21 protein-coding genes and 1 pseudogene are annotated in these 23,050 nt (G+C 49.9%); 6 read left to right on the forward strand and 16 right to left on the reverse strand.

The features are described from left to right. Nucleotides 1-48: 48 nt before the first annotated feature. The gene (locus EMO90_RS06060) at nucleotides 49-825 is read right to left on the reverse strand and encodes a DUF1829 domain-containing protein (protein WP_150354811.1); all 777 of its coding nucleotides are present in this window, start codon (nucleotides 823-825) and stop codon (nucleotides 49-51) included. Then, nucleotides 822-1,292 (reverse strand): DUF6978 family protein, encoded by a 471-nt coding sequence (locus EMO90_RS06065; protein WP_150354810.1) that lies wholly within the window; start codon nucleotides 1,290-1,292, stop codon nucleotides 822-824. Before EMO90_RS06065 ends, EMO90_RS06060 begins: the two co-directional genes overlap by 4 nt. Nucleotides 1,293-1,861: 569 nt before the next feature. On the opposite strand from EMO90_RS06065, the gene EMO90_RS06070 reads away from it, so the two are divergent. The 3 genes from EMO90_RS06070 (at nucleotide 1,862) to EMO90_RS12400 (ending at nucleotide 4,387) form a co-directional block, all read left to right on the forward strand. Then, nucleotides 1,862-2,515 carry a hypothetical protein gene (locus tag EMO90_RS06070; protein WP_150354809.1) on the forward strand — a complete coding sequence of 218 codons (654 nt, stop codon included), beginning with the start codon at nucleotides 1,862-1,864 and terminating at the stop codon, nucleotides 2,513-2,515. A gap of 32 nt (nucleotides 2,516-2,547) precedes the next feature. After that, on the forward strand, nucleotides 2,548-3,690 hold the full coding sequence (locus EMO90_RS06075) for an XRE family transcriptional regulator (protein WP_150354808.1): 1,143 nt from the start codon (nucleotides 2,548-2,550) through the stop codon (nucleotides 3,688-3,690). Nucleotides 3,691-4,042: 352 nt separating this feature from the next. Continuing rightward, nucleotides 4,043-4,387 carry an IS110 family transposase gene (locus tag EMO90_RS12400; RefSeq protein WP_190972092.1) on the forward strand — a complete coding sequence of 115 codons (345 nt, stop codon included), beginning with the start codon at nucleotides 4,043-4,045 and terminating at the stop codon, nucleotides 4,385-4,387. Between the two features lie 46 nt (nucleotides 4,388-4,433). Here the strand turns inward: EMO90_RS12400 and EMO90_RS12405 are convergent, their stop codons facing one another. The 14 genes from EMO90_RS12405 to EMO90_RS06150 all read right to left on the reverse strand — a co-directional run bounded on the left by EMO90_RS12405 (nucleotide 4,434) and on the right by EMO90_RS06150 (nucleotide 20,148). After that, on the reverse strand, nucleotides 4,434-5,273 hold the full coding sequence (locus EMO90_RS12405) for a transposase (protein ID WP_190972087.1): 840 nt from the start codon (nucleotides 5,271-5,273) through the stop codon (nucleotides 4,434-4,436). A 156-nt stretch (nucleotides 5,274-5,429) separates the two neighbouring features. Continuing rightward, complete coding sequence (locus EMO90_RS06090; protein WP_190972086.1) at nucleotides 5,430-6,884, reverse strand: flippase; 1,455 nt, start codon at nucleotides 6,882-6,884, stop codon at nucleotides 5,430-5,432. Between the two features lie 48 nt (nucleotides 6,885-6,932). Next, nucleotides 6,933-8,024 carry a polysaccharide pyruvyl transferase family protein gene (locus tag EMO90_RS06095; protein WP_150354805.1) on the reverse strand — a complete coding sequence of 364 codons (1,092 nt, stop codon included), beginning with the start codon at nucleotides 8,022-8,024 and terminating at the stop codon, nucleotides 6,933-6,935. A 10-nt stretch (nucleotides 8,025-8,034) separates the two neighbouring features. Then, nucleotides 8,035-9,054, reverse strand: a complete 1,020-nt coding sequence (locus EMO90_RS06100) for a nitroreductase family protein (RefSeq protein WP_150354804.1) — start codon at nucleotides 9,052-9,054, stop codon at nucleotides 8,035-8,037. Nucleotides 9,055-9,075: 21 nt separating this feature from the next. Beyond that, nucleotides 9,076-10,173: a polysaccharide pyruvyl transferase family protein gene (locus EMO90_RS06105; protein WP_223849834.1), complete on the reverse strand. Its 1,098-nt coding sequence runs from the start codon at nucleotides 10,171-10,173 to the stop codon at nucleotides 9,076-9,078. A gap of 54 nt (nucleotides 10,174-10,227) precedes the next feature. Further along, nucleotides 10,228-11,232, reverse strand: coding sequence for a DUF6625 family protein (locus tag EMO90_RS06110; protein WP_150354802.1), 1,005 nt, complete (start codon nucleotides 11,230-11,232; stop codon nucleotides 10,228-10,230). 1 nt (nucleotide 11,233) lies between these two features. Then, nucleotides 11,234-12,211 carry a glycosyltransferase family 2 protein gene (locus EMO90_RS06115; protein ID WP_150354801.1) on the reverse strand — a complete coding sequence of 326 codons (978 nt, stop codon included), beginning with the start codon at nucleotides 12,209-12,211 and terminating at the stop codon, nucleotides 11,234-11,236. Continuing rightward, the gene (locus tag EMO90_RS06120; RefSeq protein WP_150354800.1) at nucleotides 12,204-13,406 is read right to left on the reverse strand and encodes a hypothetical protein; all 1,203 of its coding nucleotides are present in this window, start codon (nucleotides 13,404-13,406) and stop codon (nucleotides 12,204-12,206) included. The genes EMO90_RS06115 and EMO90_RS06120 overlap by 8 nt, the downstream gene beginning before the upstream one ends. Nucleotides 13,407-13,542: 136 nt before the next feature. Continuing rightward, a complete protein-coding gene (locus tag EMO90_RS06125) occupies nucleotides 13,543-14,553 on the reverse strand; it encodes a capsular polysaccharide synthesis protein (protein WP_150354799.1) in 1,011 nt (336 codons plus the stop codon). After that, on the reverse strand, nucleotides 14,550-15,650 hold the full coding sequence (locus EMO90_RS06130) for a glycosyltransferase (protein ID WP_150354798.1): 1,101 nt from the start codon (nucleotides 15,648-15,650) through the stop codon (nucleotides 14,550-14,552). The genes EMO90_RS06125 and EMO90_RS06130 overlap by 4 nt, the downstream gene beginning before the upstream one ends. Then, the gene (locus EMO90_RS06135; protein ID WP_150354797.1) at nucleotides 15,637-17,094 is read right to left on the reverse strand and encodes a glycosyltransferase; all 1,458 of its coding nucleotides are present in this window, start codon (nucleotides 17,092-17,094) and stop codon (nucleotides 15,637-15,639) included. The genes EMO90_RS06130 and EMO90_RS06135 overlap by 14 nt, the downstream gene beginning before the upstream one ends. Further along, nucleotides 17,094-18,233 carry a glycosyltransferase family 4 protein gene (locus EMO90_RS06140; protein WP_150354796.1) on the reverse strand — a complete coding sequence of 380 codons (1,140 nt, stop codon included), beginning with the start codon at nucleotides 18,231-18,233 and terminating at the stop codon, nucleotides 17,094-17,096. The genes EMO90_RS06135 and EMO90_RS06140 overlap by 1 nt, the downstream gene beginning before the upstream one ends. Before the next feature lie 385 nt (nucleotides 18,234-18,618). Next, on the reverse strand, nucleotides 18,619-18,822 hold the full coding sequence (locus EMO90_RS06145) for a hypothetical protein (RefSeq protein ID WP_150354795.1): 204 nt from the start codon (nucleotides 18,820-18,822) through the stop codon (nucleotides 18,619-18,621). A gap of 87 nt (nucleotides 18,823-18,909) precedes the next feature. Next, nucleotides 18,910-20,148, reverse strand: a complete 1,239-nt coding sequence (locus EMO90_RS06150; protein ID WP_190972091.1) for a nucleotide sugar dehydrogenase — start codon at nucleotides 20,146-20,148, stop codon at nucleotides 18,910-18,912. Between the two features lie 287 nt (nucleotides 20,149-20,435). On the opposite strand from EMO90_RS06150, the pseudogene EMO90_RS06155 reads away from it, so the two are divergent. From EMO90_RS06155 to EMO90_RS06165, 3 genes and pseudogenes are all read left to right on the forward strand, one after another. Beyond that, nucleotides 20,436-21,543 (forward strand): annotated as a pseudogene (locus EMO90_RS06155) (IS30 family transposase). Nucleotides 21,544-22,188: 645 nt separating this feature from the next. Then, nucleotides 22,189-22,662 carry a helix-turn-helix domain-containing protein gene (locus EMO90_RS06160; RefSeq protein ID WP_150355057.1) on the forward strand — a complete coding sequence of 158 codons (474 nt, stop codon included), beginning with the start codon at nucleotides 22,189-22,191 and terminating at the stop codon, nucleotides 22,660-22,662. After that, a complete protein-coding gene (locus tag EMO90_RS06165) occupies nucleotides 22,659-23,048 on the forward strand; it encodes a hypothetical protein (RefSeq protein ID WP_150355058.1) in 390 nt (129 codons plus the stop codon). Before EMO90_RS06160 ends, EMO90_RS06165 begins: the two co-directional genes overlap by 4 nt. Nucleotides 23,049-23,050 lie beyond the last annotated feature (2 nt).

Genomic DNA, 23,050 nt, shown 5'->3' on the forward strand with positions numbered 1-23,050 from the left:
AACCGATCGGGAGACAACCGCTGCTGGTCAAGTGCTAAAAGGAGCAGACTATGCCGCCAGTTCCGTATGCATTCGATCCGGCAACTCGCTGAACGGGATGACGGTTATATTGTAGCTGATCAACGCCTGCACGACAGGCTCCCGTAGCGCACGTTCACGGTCGTCGCCGATCACGATTAGTTTTGACCCCATGCGCTCCTTCGCCTTTGCTGTATCATTCCATCCGAAAATGATGCGCTCAGTTATATCGCGGTCGAGACGGTTCGGAGCCTGACAGAAGCGCGTGGGTTGGCTGGCCGTACGTTGAAACAAAAAGTCGAAACTATGCTCATACCCGGATGCTCCATGCACGCTGACACCCGCCGTGTAGTACACGTTATGCGCGTCAAGAGCGGCCGCGACGTCGTCAACGAAGTATTCAGCCGCATGATGTTGCGCCGTCTCCACCATGGACTGCACATCAGTCAACGCCTGAATGAACCGATTCATGGCATCCGGTCGACTTCCTTCGGTTTCGAGGGTGATCTGTCCATCCTCACGGTTGAGAGCCGCGCCAAAACGGCGCACTGCGCACTCAATGCGTTCCCGGCGTTTATCGGTGAGGGAGATCCCGCTTTGACCAAGACTGGCCATGGTATATCCGTCGTCGGTAAACGAGGTCACGCCGTTAGCGACACGCACATAGAAGCAGAGCTGATCATTGGAACGATCAAGGAATGGAAAGGTTATTTCACGCCATTCACCGTATTTCCGAACCGAGGATTCACGCTTCAACCATTCGCCATATTCCTCGACGATGCTGTCGATCTGGATTTTTACGGTCATATTGTTCCCTCCAATCCTTCTTGAAAGTCAGGTTTACGAATCACATGGAATTTATCCAGCAGTAATATAGTGTCTTCAACAAAATTCGGGGATTCGATGTCAACAGGGTAAGCGATATGGTCATCAAACCCCTCCCGATAGATATGTAGATGTGTCCTACCGGGATCGGGAACCGTATTTTTCGGATTGGGATGAGGCGTGCCATTGACGCAGAGCCGCATGAGCTGTATGCCGGACTCTGCGATTCGCGCTGATATCATATGCCGTTCAGTGTTCAACTTGCCACGGAACAATGAAATAACGAAAGAATCGTCACTCTCTTGGGCTTCCACGTGGAATTCACAGTTTTGCTCCCCAGGCGAGGGCATGACGACATAATGTTCCACGGCGTCCTTCAACTCAACGATGAGACGCTCCGCTTCTTCCTGACTAAGAGTCCAACGCGGTTTAGACGCTTTCTTTGGCATAAGTTTGTCCTCCCTTGCCCGCAGACCGGTCATCGGAAACACAAGCACCCTGTATCTCGCGATGGACGCGATAAGCTGATTCTCCCTCGTCTATGTGAGTCCAAGCGGAAGAGAACCCATCTTCATGCTACGCGAGATCAGAACGAAACTCGCGCGGCAGGGTCAGACGCACCCGCAAGCATGGAATTGGTCGCACAGGCCGAGCGTCGCATGGACCAGATGCTCACCCCACTACCGGAGACGAAGATGATCGACTGGCACCTAGGTGCAGGAACGAGCTGAGGCGCGATCCGATGAAACTGACCGGCGGATGGACAAAGCGCAACCAGCATCGTCTGATGAGCAAGATTAGGGACATGCGACGTTTGAGCATACTCAGACTCGCGACGTACGGGGAACGGGCCACAACCGCGCCGATGAGCAGATGGTTGGACAGGCAGTCGGCAGTTCCTCCTGGGAGGTTTGACAGGTGATCAACCATCGCGACATGCCACGTTCTCGTATGTAACATTCAGTGCTAAAATATTCTTTTAGAAGTGATCCGGGGAAAATGAAAGGATGCTACTGCTGTGGATATCTCGAAAATCGATGAAAAGCATGCGGTCATGGAAGTCTTTAGTCCCCTCTGCGAGCTTTTACCCGAATTCGTCCGGGACTGTTCTGCGAATATCAGGAAGGATCTCTCCTCGTCTAAGCGTTTTGACGATCGGCAGAAGATGCGGATCGCAGCATTGCTCATCAATATGCACATGGCAAAAGCATGGAAGGAATTCCATCCAGCCAGATGGTGGGAGGTCGACGATTCGGGGTTCTTCCATCTTGTCCACACTCCCACAGGAGTAACCTCTTATTTCCACGCGGTAGACCCAGTCACACGTGGTCTTCCGTGTGCCGGTCATACGCTGTCGGCTAAAGCACGATACAGTCAGAAGGGAGCGAAAGGTGTTGGGCAACTTACGACCAACGTCTTCGGACAGCCTGACTTGAGTGAAATCAGGCTCACCATCGCCTGCGATTACCTTTTCCCCGATCCAGCATTCCTTCGCGTGTACAAGCCTCTGAGCCCAGGGAGATACGGCACGAAAGGCAAGTCTGCATATTCGTTTCCCATCATGTCGGACGGCGGGGACGGTCGTGGTTGGACGCCGGGATTTGAGCCCGAGCCCGATGACGAGGTCGATATCCTGTCGAACCTTATGACCGAAGAGAAGGTGGATTGCTAGAGTTCAAGTAGTAAGGAAATAAAGGAGAAAACGTGAATTACAATCCTGACAGGGTCGTTCTGCTCCGCCAGATCGAACGAATGACCCAGAAAAGACTCGCTGAAGAAACCGGTATGGCCCAAGGAACACTCAGCAAGTTGCAGAACAAGCAGATTGAGTTCACCGATGATGCCGCGCGGAAAATTTCCATGGCAACTGACTACCCGCTATCGTTCTTTCTAGATCATGATGAGCCTGCCCCTGTTGTGGATCTAACATATCGTCATACATCAAGCGCGTCGGTCGGGGAGTTGAATGCCATAGCTGCAGAATATGCGTTGCTTCGCTCCGTCGTCCGGAAGCTATCCGCCGCATTGCGGCTGCAATCTAAGACATCGTGGATTGATGTCGTAGCACCACATGAAAGCGAATTGGAGCAGAACCGTATAGAGCGTCTAGCAGACAACACCCGAACCCATCTTGGGCTCGATAAATCAGGCAGTATCCCCAACCTCACACGCGCCATAGAGAAAAGAGGAATTGTGGTGGCACCGCTCCATGCGTTGACCTCAAAACAGACCGCACAGCTCAACAGTGATGGGGTGACGCAGCCAAACGGCAAAGGCATCCCAGTCATCGGATACAGCACGAAGGGACATACAGGGGACAGACTCAGATTCACCATCGCGCACGAACTCGGCCACTTAATCCTGCATCGATACCGTAGGCCTCGTCTTTACCGGGAGATGGAAAGGGAGGCTCACCAATTCGCGGGCGCTCTGCTCATGCCTCAAAGAGACGCCGAACTCATCATGCCTCGACACCTCATGCTCGCCGACCTAGTGCGGCTCAAAGCGGGATGGGGCATGTCCATATCGTCAATGATAAGTCGTGCAAGCAACCTCGGAATCATTGATGCGGACAGGACACGTTCGCTACGGATACAGCTTAGCGCGAGGGGATGGAGAAAAGAGGAACCCGTACACGTCGGAGATGAGCACCCGATCCTGCTTAGGCAGATGATCGTCGCCGAATACGGAGATCCAGCAAACCCAGACAAAGGAATAGATACATTCAAAGCCGAAAACGGACTAAATGTGCCGTTCCGGTTCCTTGACCAATGGACCGGCGGACTTAAGGAACAAGGCTCCTCCATAGGCTTCAAATCCAAAACGTTCCATCAGACGGATAACTGACAGAACGTTTTGCCCATTACTATGTTTGTAAGTCCCGGTGGTCGTCGACAGCCTGCCCGAACGCGGTTGATCCGACAGGCTGTCGTGCCGCAGCTCAAGGAACAGGCCCCGCCATTTGCTCACCGTCGGCAGGCTCGCGCCGACCAGAGCTTGACCGCTTCCCTGTTCGAGAGGCCCTCCGCGCATGCCAGCACGATCCGACAGCGTAGAGCCGGCGCTTGATCCACCGCTCCAGATGGTCGCACCGGTCAACATCCCTCGACCATGACGGCCGCACCCTGTACGACAAGCCGCTCAAACAGGACGAGCAGGCCATCCGCGCGATACCGGGAAGCTCTCCGAACGCGGGCGCGTGCTCCTGGTCGTCGACCAGCCCAACACCATCGGCTCCCTGCCGCTGGCCGTGGCCCGGAGCATGGCGGTGCCGGTCGCCTACCCGCCCGGCACCGCCATGCGCAGGACCGCGCAGCTCCTGCCCGGCGTCGCAAAGACCGACCGCAGGGACGCGTACGTGATCGCATGGGCCGCGCTCAAACTCCCCGAGAGCCTGCGGGACGCGGGACCCGACGACGAGACCCTCGCCGCCCTGAGGATCCTCGCGGGCCACGACGAGGACCTCGCCCACGAATCCACCCGCCACATCAACCGGCTGCGCAGCATGCTCCTGCAGACCACCCCGCGTTCGAACGCGTCCTGAAGGGCGAACGCGCCACCCGGGACGCGACCCTCGCCCTGCTCGAACGCTACGGCGGACCCGCGGGCATGCGCGGGGCCTGCATCGAACAGGTCAGGCAATGGGCCAAGGACGAGGGACTGCGGGCGGGACGCATCATCGACGACATGTTCAAGGCCTTCGGCGAGCAAACCGTCACACGCATGCGCTTCACGCCCTCCCGGTCGCCGTAGTGCCTCGCGTCGTTCCACAGGCGTTTGCGGACCCTGTCGAGCGCGCCGGTCATCCACGAGACGATGTGGAACCCGTCGAGCACGCGCTGCGCGGCGGGGCACCACTCGCCGACGCACGAGTCGATCCACTTCGCGCCGTCGCCCGTGACGACCCGGATGGAGGCGCGCTGCTCGTCGGTGAGCTGCTTGAAGAACAGGTCGAACACGTCCCTGCCGTACCCGTCGTGCGCCCAGATGACCCGACGCCGCTCGTGATCGAGGACGACGGTGATGTACGTGTGGCCCTTGCGGTAGCTGGTCGCGTCCACGCCGATCGCGTGCAGCCCGTCGAACAGCGAGGGCACCGCAGCCTTCAGCCGGCCGGCGACCCTGCGGGCGATCTGGCCGGCGGTCCTCCATGCCACGTGCAGGAAACCGCTCACGGTCCTCTGGCTGGCGACCGTCATCACCCACGCGCACTCCGCCTCGAAATCACGCGTGAACCGGCTTCCCGGCTCCACCCGCCAGCAGCCGAAATCCTGATGACGCCAACGACGCTCCCATCGCCGCGGTCGTAGCTGCACCGACGTCTGACGCAGCGGGAGCATCGGAGCAGGCCCGCGCGCGGGTGTACCGCACCTCGAGTACGGGTTGAGGCACACGGGCTCGTCGACGATACGAACGTTCTCGACGACCATGCCTTTGATGTTAAAGAGACGTTTGAATATACTGTTCATCAGGCGCTTTACGGTTACTTGTTTATATTGGTCGAGACATATCCAGCTCGGAAAGCACTCTTCTCTTTCTCTCTCAACGACAAAACAACTTACCACCACTCATGGAACAACAATAGTCTATTTTCGTAATCCACTTAAAGTATCCAAAACAAATTTATCACGAAGCACTATCAAAGAAATAGCATATATAATACAGAAAATTACACCATTGACAAAAAGCCCTAAGAAAATGCTCCTGCCAAGAAGCGGAACAAAATTAGAAATAGCTACCATTACTACAGAAGCAATGAATCCTGAGAACAAACTTTTAAATATACTTGAGACCTCAAATAATAAAAGAATACTTGACCTTAAGTATATTACCTCAATAGCAACCACTACAAAAGTGCCGATTGCAGTTCCGATTGCAGTTCCAATCGCGCCAAACTTGGGAATTAAAAAAAAATCAATAATAATAATGATTACAAAACTGATAAGCGTAGCAATTGTAGTAACGCGTTCCTTCCCCTGAGCAATAAGCACGTTGTTCCCTAGCATCGTAGATACTCCACTCAAAATAATAGGTATCATGATAATTTGCATAGCCGGGACCGCAGGCACATAAGTATTTCCAGATAAAAGCACAATAATAGGTTTTGCATTGATAATACAGAAGAATGTAATTGCAAAACCTGCAATCATTATGAAAGAACTATTTTTACGTAGCAAGGCATAGAACTCAGAATCTTTGTGCTTTCCATAATAATTGGACAGACGAGGAAGCATTACCGTCCCAAGAGCGGAAATACATGCCAGAAGCATCTGCTTGATCTTGACTGCAGCGCCATAGTATCCAGTCTGAGTATCATTACTCAAAAAGCCTAACAATGCAGTGTCCATATTAGCATACAGTGACCATGCAGCAGACAATAAGAAGAATCCAAGGATAGGTTTAATGTGATGCATTAAATTACATTCAGAAAATGGAACACGATCTACAATGCTAAAAGTCCGACCAAAATTAAGGACCAGTGATCCGCTACCACCAATAACAGTCACTAGCGCATAAATCATATAATCGCTATGTTGACGGACAAAAGCAAACATTAAAACAATACCTATGACTTTGAACACAAGAGAGCGTATTGTAATATATGAGTACTGTTCTAATGCCTGATACAGCCATTCCATACCAATTGTTCTTAACCATATATTGCATGAAAGAATCAGTAACAGTCCTTCATAATCTTGGAATTTAGGAACAAGAACAATAGAGACAAATAATAGCAGAAGAGATAATACTGTGGTGATAACATTAATAATAAACAGTTCTTGCACAAGACGGGACAGTTTACGTTTATCATCACGTACAACCGCACACGATCTAACACCATACAGTGGAATGCCTAATGAAGACAACAACAAGAAATAATTAATAATAGAAGTTGCAAAATTTATTTTTCCATTACCATCTGCAAGCAGAATACGAGATACATACGGAAAAGTAATAAGTGGAAAAATAAAACTAGAACTCGTCAATAACGCGTTCATCAAAAAATTTTTTTTCAAAGATATATTTTTATGTTTAGCCATAATCATCCACGACCACAATACATGAAATCAAGACAAGATTCTATATACTTAAGAAGTTGCATCTACAATTGCACTTTCAAGCCATTTTAAAGATTTAACCCGTAGTTCTTCATGTCTTTTATTAACACAAGAATAATTAATCTCAGGAATTAGATTATCTTCAGACAGAAATCCGTGTATTCCAAAAACGCGAAAAAGCGTCTCCAACCGAGAATTCATGTTTATTCCTTTTTTTGAAGTACTTCCCTCACGATTGAAAACTTTGAATTGCTTATTAAATATAATAGAGAAACAACATGCATGATATGAATCTGCAAAAATCATATCGGCATGAAGGAATAAATCTACGAATTCAGCAGGACCAGCAGAGAGTCTTTGCACATCACGATTATCAAGCATTCGACATATTTTTAATTTATGCTTATCAGCATAATCCTTAATGATTTTTTCCTGTCGATCCGTAGGCTGACCAAGGAAATATGTTAAAACATATTGCTCTTTAGGAGTAACCTTAGATGAAGCGATAATTTTCCATTGATCTCTCGACAAAAGTAGGGTGGGATCCAATACCACGGTAGCAGTGCGATCAGAACAAGACTCAACAATTTCCTTTGCTTTATCCTCACGGACACTTATAGCTTTAAGATATTCAACACCTTCCCTGAAGATGTCCTGGACATCATCAGTTAGCGATGAAACTCCTATGCTTGCTGCATAGCTGATCGTTGGGATATCTCTACTGCATAATCCAAGCCGCATCCGAAAAGTATCATCATCCAACCAGCGATAATTCCATACCTGATCGGAACCAATGACAACTAAATCAGAATGATATCCAGCTTTACCGTGAATCCCGTTAACATCGAGAATGGCTTTCGAATCATTGACAAGATTCCGGGTAAAGGCTTTTGAACGATACATGCGTACCGCCATAGCATGGCTTACACCTGGTTTAAGCATCATCATCCAATACCGGATAGTTGCTACCATATAAGCCTTACTGGAAAGTACGCTATCCACACCACGAAGCGTGGTCACCTCACCAAATTTTCTCAATACTTCCTGCAAAGCATAATTCTGAAGACGATTACCATAGTTCAAGTAATCATTAATGGTAAGAATCGCGATCTGTTTGTTCATTTTAGAATCCTCACTTAACAACTCTCAATACATCGTCAACTGGAAGGCGCGTAGATTGAGGAGTCATTGCTCGATCGGGATAATGACCGACTTCAATATACATAATCAAAATCTCATCATCCGGAATGTGAAGTAGATCGCGGGTCATTTGGTCTTTATACCCATCAAACATTGTGTGCAAAGGACAAGAGGCAAGTCCAATAGATTCTAAAGATAAAAGAAGCATCATACTAAAAAGACCTCCATCAACGTATCCCTGGTTGCGTTCATTCGTCCCCATAAATACACTTTGCTTAGCAGTAACCAACAATAAAGCCGGAGGCGTAGCATAGCCACGAACTCCCCCTTGAATGTTAAGAAGTTGGGCAATAAGTTTCTGATCGAGAACCTCAACAACTCTCGCTGGTTGACGGTTACATGCCGATGGAGCAGAAGTCGCAAGTTGCACTGCCTGCCGAAGCTCATTCTGTGTCACAGGTTGATTAGAGTATTCACGCAACGAATGACGATGCTGCACCAGAGCAGAAAATGGTAACTCAGAATTATTGATTTTATCTTTTGCAAGAAGAATAGCAGTTCCCCCGTCTTTTTCTTCCCAGTTCAAAGCTCGATTCCACTGTTCATGAGAAAGAAACTGCGATTGCTTAGATAAATCTTTACCTGCTCGCTGGTGACGAATAATATACTCATGAATCGCAGACATACATTCTTTATATACTGGATTAATGAGATATTGAGAATCAGCATTTTCAAAACGAGTAAGCATAGTACCTAGTGCTTCAAATACACCCAACCCAAATCCATATCGAAAATTTTTATGGCTAAGTCCCTTTTCAAGTTGGTGCGTCAAAAACATCGTTCTAGATTGCACCTGCATCTTCCCAGTAGACCACTCACGGGAATAGCTCTCTCGAAAACGTTTTGCTTGAATTTTATATTCTCGCGAGAGAATCATCGTAGACTTAGCATTCCTTATATGCTCCACAAGATATTGAGGAAGAATATTCTTCACAATTGCTTTAACACCCATAGAGATTCTCCTTTACTATTGTTACGGCTCTATATTAATAACGCTTTTAAGAAAATTACGCGCTTGAGTTTGAAATACAGACATCGCATTATTAACATGGTTCCAATCGATGGGATCACTAGCGATGCTTATCTTAGATATTGATTCATCATCAGCAACACGTCTTTCAGTAAGACCAAAATCTTTAAGTACATCTGACAAACGAATTGAGTAGCGTGGTGGATTAAATACAATCATTGGCTTTTGAAATAAGATCGAAAAACATGTACCGTGGAATGAATCAGTTACAATGTATTTTGCATCACGGAAACAAGCAACCCATTGTTCCGGGCTAGGTTGGTAGATCGGTTCACACCCAGAAGGGACAGGTTTAGTCCTGTTAAACCTAATAATTCGAACAGTAATTCTTTCACTAGATGCCAACAATCTAGCATACTCTACCATACGAGGATTCTCATTCAACATGTATATAAGAACATATGATTGTGACATTTCCGCAACATTCTCACTCAGTTCATGCCACAATTGCGGTCTACACAATAAAACAGGATCCTTTAATGCTACACCTGTTTTTATCCCCATATCATTTAATATCTTGACACTGGAACTTTCTCTCACAGAAATAGCAGTGAACTGTTCAAGAAGAGGCTTCATCATTGTGGCCTCACGGTCAGGTATGCTGGGGCGCCCGAAGCTTGCAGAGAACGAAAACTTTTTCATATATTGTGGAACATGCATAAGTGTATAAACAGGATCGATCCCTTTATTCAACTCTTCATTCCAAGTTTGATCGCTACCTACGCAGTATATGGCGTTAGCATCGAAGGGGCCTCCTTCCAAATATGGCGTCGAATCTACAAGATCCAACTGTCGTTCAACAAAGGACCGAAATATATATTTATTTTTTCTAAGATTAGGAAACGCCACACAATAGCGCAACAGATTGATTGCAGGATTATGATGCTTGTCGCGAAGATAAATTTGTCTAAGTCCTATAGAAGTCCAATCGGGTCTACAGTAATCTATAAAATATGGTTTACCATACTCTGAAAGTACATCTCTTGTGGCAACAGCTTGAAGTACAGTACCATAATTATAAGAGTCAATTATTGTAGACACATATATATTATTCATAAGTTGTCTCCCGTATGGATTATAAACAATAAAACAAAATTACGGTCTTGTAAACAATTTTAAGAATTTCTTTTTCACACGCTTTGAAAAAACATCAAGCCAAAATAAACTCGGGAGTCTAAGTGACAATAGATGCATATCAAAACGTGTATTAGGAATATGATCAATAGCAACAAATCTATCAGGACGTATCTCTATAACATCTGCACGTAGAACAGAATCCGAAATTCGCATTTTACGTGAATGAAAATGTGCATACAAATATTCCGAAGTGGATAGTTTTCGAGTACCGCCATGCCACTGAACTAGTAAAATACTTCCTTCCATCCAATAAAGTCTAGAAGGAGTATAAGGATCACGGACAAATGTTCTTGTTTCAGGAACATAATAAGAACGTCGTATGTGATCATGTAACATGGATATATTCATTGATACGTCCTCCAAATAGATAGGAACGTGATCATTGAGAAAAATAGAATGCACATTACATCGATCCGGATTCTTTTCGGGATCAGGATTGTCCTCATCAAACACATAAATACGGTCAGTAGTAAAAGCTTCGATATAAAGACGCCTACCATTAAGGGCCTTCATGAATCTCCTATTGTTAGCATATTCATTTCGGTAGACTGTCAAATGACCGGCAGAAAAAATTTTTTCATAATTCTGAAGTAGAATAGGAGATAATATCTTCTCAAGATTTCCGAATACTAAATCGCAGTCACAATGTCCCCAGAACTTGTAATCGCTAATATAGTCCTCGAATATAATTCCGTATGCAGGCTTGAAGTCGCATAATTTATAAGGGCTCGGAATGCATGGAGGAAATCCGAGTTTACTCTTTGCAATCGTCTTAAACTCATCCAATGTCATAGAAATGACATGCACGTTGCTCGGATAATCATATTCAACAGTATTGTCTGTAAAGATGAAAAAATCAAACGAAGGATTATACCCACATGACCGAAGGAATAAAGGAAAATAATTATTAAACTTACCAAAATATGGAAGAATAAAAACACACTGTTTATCAGCAAAGATCATTTTAAATCCTTCCAAGAATTTTCTTGCGAATTATGAAAAGATGAGAAATGGTCTCAAGAACAACAATCTTTTCACGCATAGAAATTGTATTTCCAAAAAATGATGTAGGAACATATCGCCAAAATTCATGACGAATTCTGTCGAAAACCACTTTATCAATTGAAGCTTGATTTAACAAAGCAGTGCGATATAAATTTACACATTGCGTAACACGCCAGGAATATAGATAATTCATATTGAATCCTGGAAATAAAAGCGGAAGTTCAATTTCATATCTATTAGCAGTATCATAAATAGCAAAACATTCAGTAGTCAAAGACTTAGTCGTATAACTGTTCGGTCTCATATAATACGAATAGCCTATTTTTCCTATATGATATATCCGTCGAGAACGTTTAAATAATTCTGGTAGAATATAAGCTTCTTCCATAAGCTGTCCTACAGGAAAACGTACTTCAGGATTGAACTCAAATAAATTTCTTCTAAATATTTTAGCATATACAGTAAAACCTATTTTACCTCGCTTCAGACACTCTGACATTGCTTGGCTTGAATTCATAGCTATCGCTGAATCAGAATTACATATAAAGACGCTGCGCTCACCTCTCGAATTTAAGCGCTGAATACCACAACAAACTATATCGACTAGATCATCTTGAAAAGCCCTAAACATCTCTGCAAATGCTCCCGGACACACAGCATCATCACTGTCTACAAAGGTGACAAACTCGCCGAGTATTTTTTCTAATCCATAGTTTCTAGCAGACGACACTCCACCATTTTGTTTTTCAAAATATCTAACGCGAGTATCTTCTCTTGCATATCTTCTACATATTTCACCACTAGAATCAGTTGATCCATCATCTACTAATATAACTTCCAGCTCAACAGATTGAGAGAGAACAGAATCCAAACAATTCGATATATATTGCTCAGCATTATACACTGGTATGATAACAGACAATAGTTTATCAATCATTAGATACTCCGTTCAAATTCCTTCTATAAAGTAGAAAACCTAGCGAAATTCCAAAATAAGGAATAAACGATGAGTCAAGTTTGATCGTACTGTTGCTCCACATTGATATTATACAACATACTGCGATGCAGATCGAAGTAATGTTTAGAACAGAATCACTAATAGTTCTTTTATGAATTCTATTTGAAATTAGGCATATGATAATAGAAATAAAGAAAAAAACTAGTAATATAAATCCTATATACCCTGTTTCGAGAAATGTCCATTGGTGCGTAAAAACTCTATATGATAAATTACGATATGAATCAGCAAAATCAGACTGCAGAAACGAGAACTGCGAGTCCTCACAATTGCCGAAGCCGAGACCAATCATTTCTCTAAGGAGATCATTGTCAAAGAAACGTGATGAGATATAATGAAAAGCACCCACACGAGGAATTCCATATGCATTATCCCAAGAGGATGTAAGATAATTACTCGTTTCTTGACTATCAAAAAAGATATTTAACATACTTGGACGAACTGCTTGAATCCAATTTATCATTGTCGAGCATACTACAGCTATCAAACAAGAAAAGAAAATCGTTCTTAATGACCACTTAGATACCAACAACGAAATTACCAAAATAGCAATCAGATAAACGAAACATGTTTTTTCTTCACCAATAACCGCCATAAATATCGCGGCTATCATTGTTATTCCTACCTTAAATAGGGACTTTCTTTTTGCGAGGTAGGCGTTAAGGTAATAGGACACAAGAACAACACTGAACATGTTTGCACCTGCCCCATTTGCAAATAGACCATGTACCTGATCGCCAAGACCCTGATCAATAAACAACCACTGGTAAGTTCCTAGCAATAAATTGGGTATCTGCAACCAGAATAGGTAATTAAATAATTTTTCTACATCTTCCACTCTTAATACGGCTAAGACTGAAAAACAATAGATTATCCCACGAAATGTGTTCCTAATAGCCCATAATACAAGTTGAGGCTCTACCATATTGATGACGGCAGTCAATATGTCAAATGAGAATAATGATAAGACTGCATATAGCACTAAAGTCGCATGCTGTCTCTTTAACAGGGGGACATAGTAATGAAACAATGATGGTACTACAGAAAGCAGGACTACATCATTAAGATACCGTATTGTTCCAGGGAAATGGAACACTGAAATCAGTGCTTCCATGATTATGGTGAAGAAGAGTATAAACAGAGTTCCTGTACGTGCATTAAAGCGGAATTCCGCTATATTTCTCAATGCTACTGTATGCACGGTCTACACCCTCCCATATGGATTCCGAATTATACGAATCATTCATACTTTAATTCGACTCAATTAATCTGGCATAAAATGTTTGCTTTCCTCTACATTCCTCAGGGAAGCTCTGCTTCCACGTCAGTTTGAATAGCGAAGTATCATTCGACAGCGATTGCCATATTCCCTCGTCGAACGTTTCTCCCAGCACCTTGTACAATTCATCACACTGCGGATTGTTGGGTTCAATTGCCTTGAAATCGCGCCCAGCCTGCTCGTCATATCGCTGCGCAAGCGCAATCATGTAATCAACCATAAGGTAATCGACCATAAAATTACTTGTCTTCCAGTATTCAAGGAAAAAATCCCGAATAGCTCGGAAAATCCATCGATGTTCAACATCACAGGCTAAAGAATACCCAGCAAAATACCCTTGCGCAATTGAGCAATGCAGGTAATCAGGCCGTTTGATGGACCATAGTGGCTTGCTGAACGCCATCTCTTCTAGCGGTCCTGAACAATAGAAGGTGGAATCCAACCACAAACCGCCATGTTCCGCTAGCAGCGAGAGCCTCAGCAGATCCGAAAGGTTGGTTCTTGTGATGATGCCGGCTTCCTGCTTAGCTTTCACCCAATGAGGAATATGCACATACTGTTCATAGTTCTCGTCGGTAATGACGATCACCTCGCGATTACCGGCATTCCTCCTAATGGATTCCACACATCGTTGTACAATCAACGGCGCATGGTCCAATCCCTGCCACCAGCAAACCCAAATCTTACCCTCCAAGGCCGGATCGCTTGCAGGCATCGGAGCGCCGAAATCGTAGTTCCGGTAAAAGCTGCCATAACGCTTCTCGAAGTACTTCATCAAAATCTCGTGCTTATGTATCAAGCGCTTGCGAACGGATGGCGGTTCTTTGAAACCGTTACGATTCATGACTTGAATATCCACCTTGGCTCTGAAGGTTTCCAATGCCTCCGGCCACGATGTAAAGCGGGCGATTTCAGCAGTCGATCTGCATTCCTCGCCAATGCGATGCAAGATACGTTTAAAGCTTGAATGTCCTGAGGTCATTTCCAAATCCTCTTCTTCAACAACTGACGCACATGTAATAACAATAGTGCTTCATTCAAACGATTCGACATCAGTGCAGCATGAAACAGACGCTGTTGTGTAGGGAGACTATCCAGTGGGTAGTCGCGACAATAGCGATTGAACATATCGCTCGACACCAATCTACGAACCTCATGTAACTGTTGTCTCCATGATAGGCGAGCTCCAGCGATAAGCCCCACGTACAGACGGCAGTAATCAACAGCCATCCGGCGTGCTCGCAACATGCACCTCTCACATTGCGGATCCTGCTCAGCAATGCGGAACAGCTCATCCAAAAACGCCGTGTATTGATTTAGTTTCTTGGAAGAAAACGATCTCATGATGGAAGGCTGATCATCCATACGATAGCAATAAGCCGTCCCATCAGTAAAGGTGATTACCTGCGCACACTGATACGCGGAAAGATTGAAAATCGTATCCTCAGAGAGAATCGGTTTGAAACGAAGAGCGTGCTTCATAAGAAAATCGTTCCTATAGATGCCTGTCCATACCCGCATCGGGAAAGATTCTACCTCGCTATCATAAGGTAAATGGCCAAATAGACGCTCACGAGCGCTGAGAATATCGGTTCGCGTATTCAACGTTTTACCAGCCAACGGATGTGGCTTGACATTGTTCACATTGCCGTTGACCATATCCTTGTGGCCACCAAATACGATATCCGCCTGATTCCGCTTGGCAGCAGCGTATAGATCAGCAAACATGTTGGCATCGACCCAATCGTCCGAGTCCACAAACCCGACATACTCACCGGTAGCGTGTTCGATGCCTGTGTTGCGTGCAGGACCGAGACCAGCATTCTTCTGATGAATAACCTTGACACTGTCATAGCGTGATGCCAGCTCATCAGCGATGATGCCGCTTCGATCCGGAGAGCCGTCATCGACAAGAATGATCTCCATATTGTTCAATGATTGTTTGCGCAAACTGTCAACACATGTGCGCAAATATCGTTCCACATTGTAAATGGGAACGACAACGGATACCGTGGGCCGCTGCGACGACTGAGAGGACATATTCTCTACCATAATCTTTGCTCGCCTACTTCCCACCATTTACAGAGTTCGTAATAGGCATCGGTGTACCGAGACATGTTCTATACACGTGTCCAAGTTCCTCTGCATACTCTCTCTGCTGGCAACGTTCCTGCACGTACTGAACGCACTGCCGTTGCATGGCGGAGTAACGCGGCTCATCTACATCAGCCGCCTTGTACAGCGTTTTAGTCAGGCTATGCAGGTCACCGCTCCCAAAACGGAATCCGGTCTCTCCCTCCACCACCAACTCGGGAATGCCGCCAATATTCGCGCCGATCACCGGGGTCTGCGCGGCCAAGGATTCAAGACCGGAGTATGGCATATTCTCGCGCCATTCGGAGCAAAGCACACTGAAACGGGCGTTGCCCACCTCTCTCTGAAGGTCTTCGCCAGTTTTATAGCCTAGGAGTTTGATGCGGTTCTGGGCTTCTGAGCCAGCGGAGGCGATGAGCTGCTCGATGGTGGAGCGTTCTGGGCCGTCACCTACGATGTGGAGGGTCCAATTGGGAGGGAGGACCTGGGGGGAGGGGGTTAAGGATCCTTCGACTTCGCGCTGCGCGCTTCGCTCAGGATGACAAGAAGAAAACTCAACGCGCTCAGTCTCAGGATGACGAGAGAGGGACGCTTCGGGCTTGGCCTCAGGATGACGAGAGGAAAGCCCAGCGGCTTGGAGGAAGGCGTGGACTAGGGTGAGAATGCCCTTTTCCTTGGAGAGACGGCCGAAGAACAGGAAATACGGCTCGACCGTATTGAACTTGTTGGTGTTCGCAACCTTATGGGCCATGGCCATCTGGCTGTCGGTCAGAAAGTTCTGCATGGCCACGGTGCGCCCGGCATATCCACCCTCGTCGAGCTTCTTCTTCATGAACTCGCTGGGAGCGATGATTCTATCAATCTTGTCGTAGCTGTGGTGGTACTTGAGGAACTCGGCCTCCATGAAGGCGAGACCACTCTTGGCCTTCGAACCCTTCACGCAGGTCTTCTTCACCGCATGGATGAAGTGACGGTCAAGGCAATCATCGCACACATGCCCGGAACCGTCCACCATCGTGTAGGCGGGGCACAGCAGGATGTAATCGTGCGCGGTGTACACCACCGACACACGATGCTTCTTGAGATACGGCGCGTCCAAGATCGACAGGGTTAACTGGCGATGGACGTTGTTCATGTGGATCACGTCCGGCTTAAACTCCTCAAGCAACGCCTCGAACTTGCGCTTAGACTCCAGCGAGTACACCAGCGTGGCGGCTTCCTTCACCTGCTGGAACGCGCTGATCTTGCCCACGTAATCCTTCTCGGACACAAAGTACTTGCTCCAGTAGCTCGGTTCATTGTTCGGATGCTGCATCGAGAAGAACGCAACATCATGCCCCAGAGCCTTCAGCCCTTCCGCGAGCGCGAAGAAATAGGTCTCGGCGCCACCCTTGCGGTAGAAATACTTGTTGACCAGGAGAATCCTCATCAGTCGGCCTCCCCTCGGTACAGTGCAAGCGTCCGGTCCACCACGTTGTCCCAGCTGTACTTGGCGGTGACATAGTCCGCGGCCAAATCCTTGAGCGCCTGAACGCGAGCGAAATCCTCCAGAAGCGCGCTGAGTTTGCCGGCAAGATCGTCCACATCGCTCTTGCGGAACGTCACGCCGTGATCCCCAAGCACTTCGACACACTCCGGAATGTCCGAGGTCAAGCAACAGTTGCCGTAGCTCAGAGCCTCCAGCAGACTCATCGGCATGCCCTCAAGATCGCTCGGCAGCACATACACGTATGCGTTGGAATAGAGCTCGGCGAGCTCCTGGCCTTCCGTGAATCCGGTCAACACAATACGCGGATCGGACTGTGCGGCCGCTTTGACGCGGTCGTAGTATTCAGTGGAATCGGAAGCCCCGCCCGCGATGACGAGTTTCTTGTCCGTATCCAGCCGCTTGAATGCATCGATCAGGTAGTGTACGCCCTTCTCCGGCACAATACGGCCCAGAAACAGAACGTACCCGTCCTTCACAAGACCGTACTTGCTTGTGATCACGTCCGCCGGCACAGGCTCGTTGCGCTCAATTCCGTTCGGGATGAATCGGACGTCCCGACCATACGTTTCCTTGAAATACTGCTGGACGTTGCGGCTCAGTACGATCACCTCATCCGCGCACTTCGCCGCGGTTCGCTCGCCCAGCTTCAGGTATGTGGACGCAAACTTACCCCACTTCGCGCGCTGCCAGTCCAGGCCGTGGATCGTCGCAACCGTGCGGATGCCCGTCCAATGCGCCAAGCGCAACGGCACGCACGGCCCCTCCGCATGATAGTGGATCACATCCGGCCGAGCCTTGATGGCCTTGATAGTCGCGAAGAACGACGACGACAGTGCGGCCAGACCCTTCGCATCGATGGTGCTAACGGGGACGACCTTCACGCCCTTGTACATAAACGGCTTGTCGCTACGGTTGGACTCGCTGTCGAACCGCTTACCGGCAACGTTGTGCCCCTTGCGGTTGTATGCCACAACCTGTTCTCCGCGCGCAGCCATCCGCGTGGCCAGTTCCTCAACCACGATCTCGATCCCGCCTTCCCTCGACGGAATCCGCTTATGACCTATCATCGCGATACGCATGAAACTCAACCAAACTAAGCGCTCAACACACCACGAAAGATCCGGCACAACGGCCTCTACCGGCTCGACGACCCCTCATGGCGCTCCTCACTCTGCTACCTACACTTGTCCTTAAGTGTAGCACCCATACCCCCGTTAAAGGGGGCCGACGGGGAACGAAGCAGGTTAGGGACCTGTGGAGGGAGGCTAGCGGGACTGAGTCGGCGGAGGGAAGAGAGGTGTTTTGTTCTCCAAGCTCCGAGCCCCGCACTTCCTATTCTGAGAGGAGTTGCAGTCGCGCGTACGACATCGTTCTGCCTGATTCACCCCATCAGCCCCCTCTCAAACGGGGGTACGGGTGCTACGCTGGTGAGACAAGCGAAAAAGTGAGGAGTGCCGCGAGAAATCATCGAGCCAGCGCGGGCCGTTCCTTGATGAAGATGCCAAGGCAATGAAACGCATTGACAACGAGCTTGAGCAGCACCGTCTTCTCCTTGCGGCTGATCTGACCCACATAGTAGGTCTTCTCGCCCTTGCCCTTAGCCTGATACTGCGTCTTCTCCGACAGAACGAAGCTGTCGTACCGCTGCATCAGCGGCTTGAGCATCATCAGCTGCTCATAATGTCCGCCCCGAGGAGGCGGCGAAGCAAATCTTCGCAGAGGTGCTGCTCATCGCATATCCCCGTCCCGTTTGGCTCAGTCCCTATGGAACAGGTCGCGCGTGTACACCTTGCTCTGAACGTCATCCAAAACGGCATCGTAGCGGTTGGACAGAATGGCGTCGCTGCGCTTCTTGAACTCGTCCAGATCGTTGACCACTTCGGAGCCGAAGAACGTGCTGCCGTTCTCCAGCGTGGGCTCGTAGATGATCACGGTGGCGCCCTTGGCCTTCACGCGCTTCATCACGCCCTGGATGGCGGACTGGCGGAAGTTATCCGAGTTGGACTTCATGGTGAGACGGTAGACGCCCACGGTGATGGGCTTCTCCTCAGAGGCGCTGTACTCGTTGTTATCGCTGTACCCGTAGTAGCCGGCCTTGGCGAGAACGCTGTCCGCGATGAAATCCTTGCGGGTCGTGTTGGACTCAACGATAGCCTGGATAAGATTCTCCGGAACGTCCTGGTAGTTCGCCAGAAGCTGCTTGGTATCCTTCGGCAGGCAGTAGCCACCGTAGCCAAAGCTCGGGTTGTTGTAATGCGTGCCGATGCGCGGGTCAAGGCACACGCCGTCGATGATCTCGCGGCTGTTCAGCCCCTTGGACTCCGCGTAGGTGTCCAGCTCATTGAAGTAGGAGACGCGCAGCGCCAGATAGGTGTTGGCGAACAGCTTCACGGCCTCGGCCTCGGTGAAGCCCATGAACAGGGTCTTGATGTTCTCCTCGATCGCACCCTCCTGCAGGAGCGCGGCGAACGTGTGCGCGGCCTCCACCAGATGCTCGTCGTCCGGATCTGTACCGACCACGATGCGGCTCGGGTACAAGTTGTCGTACAGGGCCTTGGACTCACGCAGGAACTCCGGGCTGAAGATGATGTTCTTGGAGCCGGTCTTCTCGCGGATGGATTTGGTGTAGCCCACCGGGATCGTGGACTTGATCACCATGATCGCGTTCGGGTTGCTCTTCATGACCAGATCGATCACTGCCTCCACGGCGGACGTGTCGAAGAAGTTCTTCTTGCTGTCGTAGTTCGTCGGCGCGGCGATGATCACGAAATCGGCATCCGAATACGCCTTGGCGCCATCCAGCGTTGCGGTGAGGTTCAGCTCCTTCTCCGCGAAGTACTTTTCGATGTACTCGTCCTGAATAGGGGACTTGCGGGCGTTGATCAAGTCAACCTTCTCGGGGATGATGTCCACCGCCGTCACCTGATGGTGCTGCGACAGCAGCGTGGCCAAGCTCAAACCAACGTAACCCGTGCCGGCCACGGCGATCTTCAACGAACTCAAATCCTTCATTCTTCCCAGATCCTTAATCTCAGCAGTCTCAGCAGAAATCAGACCGCTTGAGAAGCAGGGCGGCAAGTCCCGAGAGTCTATGCACAACGGCCAACGCTGGCTCGACGGTCTCTCATGGCACTCCCCACTTACCCCCTGCAACTTTCGCTTAGCCCTAAGTGTAGCACCCATACCCCCGTTTAAGGGGGCGCCCCGGGTTCTAAATAGAAGCGCAACACCCGCTCTATGGTTGGAAGTGTTCAAGTTCAACCCAGGAAGGTGCTGCGCCCATGAAGAAAGTGTATTCCCACCTGTCGGCCGAGGAACGCGTTCGGATCGACGAACTGCGCAACAGGGACGGCCTCGGGGTCAACGAGATCGCCCGCAGGACCGGCCGCGACAAATCCACCATCAGCCGCGAGCTCAAACGCGGCCTCAAGGTTCGCGTCCAACGAGAACGACTCCTACCGTCCGTACCGGCCGAAACGCCTGAAGACGGGCGCATGGACCGCGCGCCCGTTCTACTCGGCCATGACCGCGCAGCGCAAGGCCGAGACACGCGCCCGCAGGTCGCGCAAGCCCCTGCGCATGGCGTACGACCCGCTGCTCTCCTGGGTGATGGACGCGCTGCGCAAGGGATGGACGCCGGAGCGGATCGAGGGACGGCTCAAGGTCCAGTTCCCGGACGACCCGCGCATGCGGGCAGGCCACGAGTGCCTCTACCAGTGGATCTACGCCAAACCGCAGCAGACGCTGGATCTCAGGCAGTACCTGCCGCGCGGCAAGCGGCGCCGCACGCGCGCCAAGGGCCGCAGGTCGAAGGGGCCGAGGATCCCCATGCGCGTGCCGATCGCCGACCGGCCCAAACGCGTCGACTCGCGGCATGAGTTCGGCCATTTCGAGTCCGACACCGTCATCGGCACGGCCCCCTCGAAACGGTGCATCGACACGCAGGTCGAACGCAAGAGCCGCAAGCTGTTCGCCCGGTTCATCCCCGACAAGAGCGCGCTGGCGACCGCGCGCGCCGAATACGACATCTACAGCCGCATCCCCGCGCCCGCGCGCATCGACCGCACCTGGGACAACGGCACGGAATCCTCCTGCCACCTGCTCGTGGACGAGGCGCTCGGCATGCCCGCCTACTATGCGGACCCGTACTCCTCGTACCAGCGCGGCACGAACGAGAACCGCAACGGCAGGATCCGCCGCTACCTGCCCAAGAGGACCAGCTTCGACGACCTGTCGTACGAGGACCTGCAGGCCATCGTCCAGGAGATCAACGACACCCCGTTGAAGGTCCTCGGGTGGGAAACGCCCAACGAGGTTTGGTACCGCGAGCTCGGCAGGGTACTATTGCGGCAAGACCATCCAAAGACGGGTGTTGCACTTACAAATTGAATCCGGGCGCGGGAGAGGGAGCGGGGCAGATTCGGGCTGGTGGGGGCTAGGCTGAGGGCGGGGCAAGAGGCAGTATCACCGCGGAGTGGGAGGTTTTGGCCTCGGGGCTAGGGCCAAAGGAGTGCTCCTTTCCTCGACCGCCGGTCTCATCATCGGCTCAGGCCTGTCGGTCTCGCCATCGGCTCGGGCCCGCCGGCCCTTCCGCAGATCCTTCCGCCGGCCCTTCCGCCGACTCGGCTCTGTCGGATCTTCTCCGCCGATCCTCCTCCGCTGATTTTCCTCCGCTGATTTTCCTCCGCTGATTTTCCTCCGCTGATTTTCCTCCGCCGACCACGGAACGAGGGATTTTCACGGCTGCGCCTTGAAATCAAGCCATTCTCAAGAAAAATCGTGCGTTCCGTGGTTAGGCAGCAGAGCTTCGAAGGCGCAAACGTCTCACCTGAATGAGCTGCCCGCATGATCTCTATCGAACAAGTTTTCTAGAACATTTGTACGCATGTGATGTTATGCTGGAACAAACAAGACCGAGCAGGGAGACTCCATGCAGGAAGGTGATCTCATGACCGAGGCCCAAGCATACGATTACCAGGAGCTGGCTTTCGACCTGTACAACACGCCGACGAGCTGCTGAGCAAGCTGGTGGACATGCGCAAGCGCCGCAAGATGACGCAGACGCAGCTCGCCGAAGCCATGAACGTGACACAGGGGTACATCTCCCAGATCGAGAACGGCAGGACAAGCCTTACGTCACTTCTCACCGACTATGCGCTGGAGGTCGGCGCCAGAATCGACTACACAGTCGAACCCGCCGAGACCAAGCCGGAGGGCGCGCGACGCTACATATATAAGGAAGTGAAGGAATACAACGTTCCGGTTGCTACCGAGTGGGAGAAGAACGGTCCGAGCATGGGACATGCGAACTACAGGCTGACCGTGGAAACGAAAGACGAAGCCGACGCAGGGGCACTGAAGCGGATTACGTTGATTCCCGAGAAGAGGAACCAGCAGGACATCTCAATCACCGCTCCCGCAATCCTCGACGCCCATAGCTCCTCCAATCAGGATGAGCGAGATCCGGAAAACGTCTCCGCCGCCACTCACATGGAGGTAATGCAATGAACGTAACGCGCATCGTCCTCTTCAAGGAGAGCAGCCAGTTCGACCTGGTTCGCGGCCCCAAGAAGATGAGCGGCAAAGCCCCTCGCAATCTGAAGTTCTCGTTTGGTCTCAGCGTAACCGAGGGCAAGCCATGGCCGAACGAGTTCATGATCCGCATGGAACTGCGGACGGAGGACATGCCGGCCGAAGAGGAACCGCTGCTGGTCACGGAACTGCACTACGCCGTCTCCTTCGACGAGCCCGAAGCCAACAACGCGCCGCTCGACATCATCTGGCCGCTCGCACGCCCCGACCTCGTCGCCCAACTCCGCCGCTACGAAATCCCGGGCGACACCATTCCCCTGCGGCTGGGCGCGGAGGGTGTGGACGGTAAGAAGAGCAGGTGAGG

Origin of the sequence: Bifidobacterium vespertilionis (assembly GCF_008698145.1) — a bacterium.
In the GTDB taxonomy this organism is placed as follows: Bacteria; Actinomycetota; Actinomycetes; order Actinomycetales; family Bifidobacteriaceae; genus Bifidobacterium; species Bifidobacterium vespertilionis.

Bases quoted from the DNA above. Each gene is read 5' to 3' on its own strand.
- EMO90_RS06060 (WP_150354811.1), bottom strand. From the start codon at position 825: ATGACCGTAAAAATCCAGATCGACAGCATCGTCGAGGAATATGGCGAA.
- EMO90_RS06145 (WP_150354795.1), bottom strand. From the start codon at position 18,822: ATGATGCTCAAGCCGCTGATGCAGCGGTACGACAGCTTCGTTCTGTCG.
- EMO90_RS06130 (WP_150354798.1), bottom strand. From the start codon at position 15,650: ATGGTGGGAAGTAGGCGAGCAAAGATTATGGTAGAGAATATGTCCTCT.
- EMO90_RS06090 (WP_190972086.1), bottom strand. From the start codon at position 6,884: ATGGCTAAACATAAAAATATATCTTTGAAAAAAAATTTTTTGATGAAC.
- EMO90_RS06125 (WP_150354799.1), bottom strand. From the start codon at position 14,553: ATGACCTCAGGACATTCAAGCTTTAAACGTATCTTGCATCGCATTGGC.
- EMO90_RS06115 (WP_150354801.1), bottom strand. From the start codon at position 12,211: ATGATTGATAAACTATTGTCTGTTATCATACCAGTGTATAATGCTGAG.
- EMO90_RS06100 (WP_150354804.1), bottom strand. From the start codon at position 9,054: ATGGGTGTTAAAGCAATTGTGAAGAATATTCTTCCTCAATATCTTGTG.
- EMO90_RS06160 (WP_150355057.1), top strand. From the start codon at position 22,189: ATGCGCAAGCGCCGCAAGATGACGCAGACGCAGCTCGCCGAAGCCATG.
- EMO90_RS06110 (WP_150354802.1), bottom strand. From the start codon at position 11,232: ATGATCTTTGCTGATAAACAGTGTGTTTTTATTCTTCCATATTTTGGT.
- EMO90_RS06095 (WP_150354805.1), bottom strand. From the start codon at position 8,024: ATGAACAAACAGATCGCGATTCTTACCATTAATGATTACTTGAACTAT.
- EMO90_RS06135 (WP_150354797.1), bottom strand. From the start codon at position 17,094: ATGAGGATTCTCCTGGTCAACAAGTATTTCTACCGCAAGGGTGGCGCC.
- EMO90_RS06165 (WP_150355058.1), top strand. From the start codon at position 22,659: ATGAACGTAACGCGCATCGTCCTCTTCAAGGAGAGCAGCCAGTTCGAC.
- EMO90_RS06120 (WP_150354800.1), bottom strand. From the start codon at position 13,406: ATGGAAGCACTGATTTCAGTGTTCCATTTCCCTGGAACAATACGGTAT.
- EMO90_RS06065 (WP_150354810.1), bottom strand. From the start codon at position 1,292: ATGCCAAAGAAAGCGTCTAAACCGCGTTGGACTCTTAGTCAGGAAGAA.
- EMO90_RS12405 (WP_190972087.1), bottom strand. From the start codon at position 5,273: ATGGTCGTCGAGAACGTTCGTATCGTCGACGAGCCCGTGTGCCTCAAC.
- EMO90_RS06140 (WP_150354796.1), bottom strand. From the start codon at position 18,233: ATGCGTATCGCGATGATAGGTCATAAGCGGATTCCGTCGAGGGAAGGC.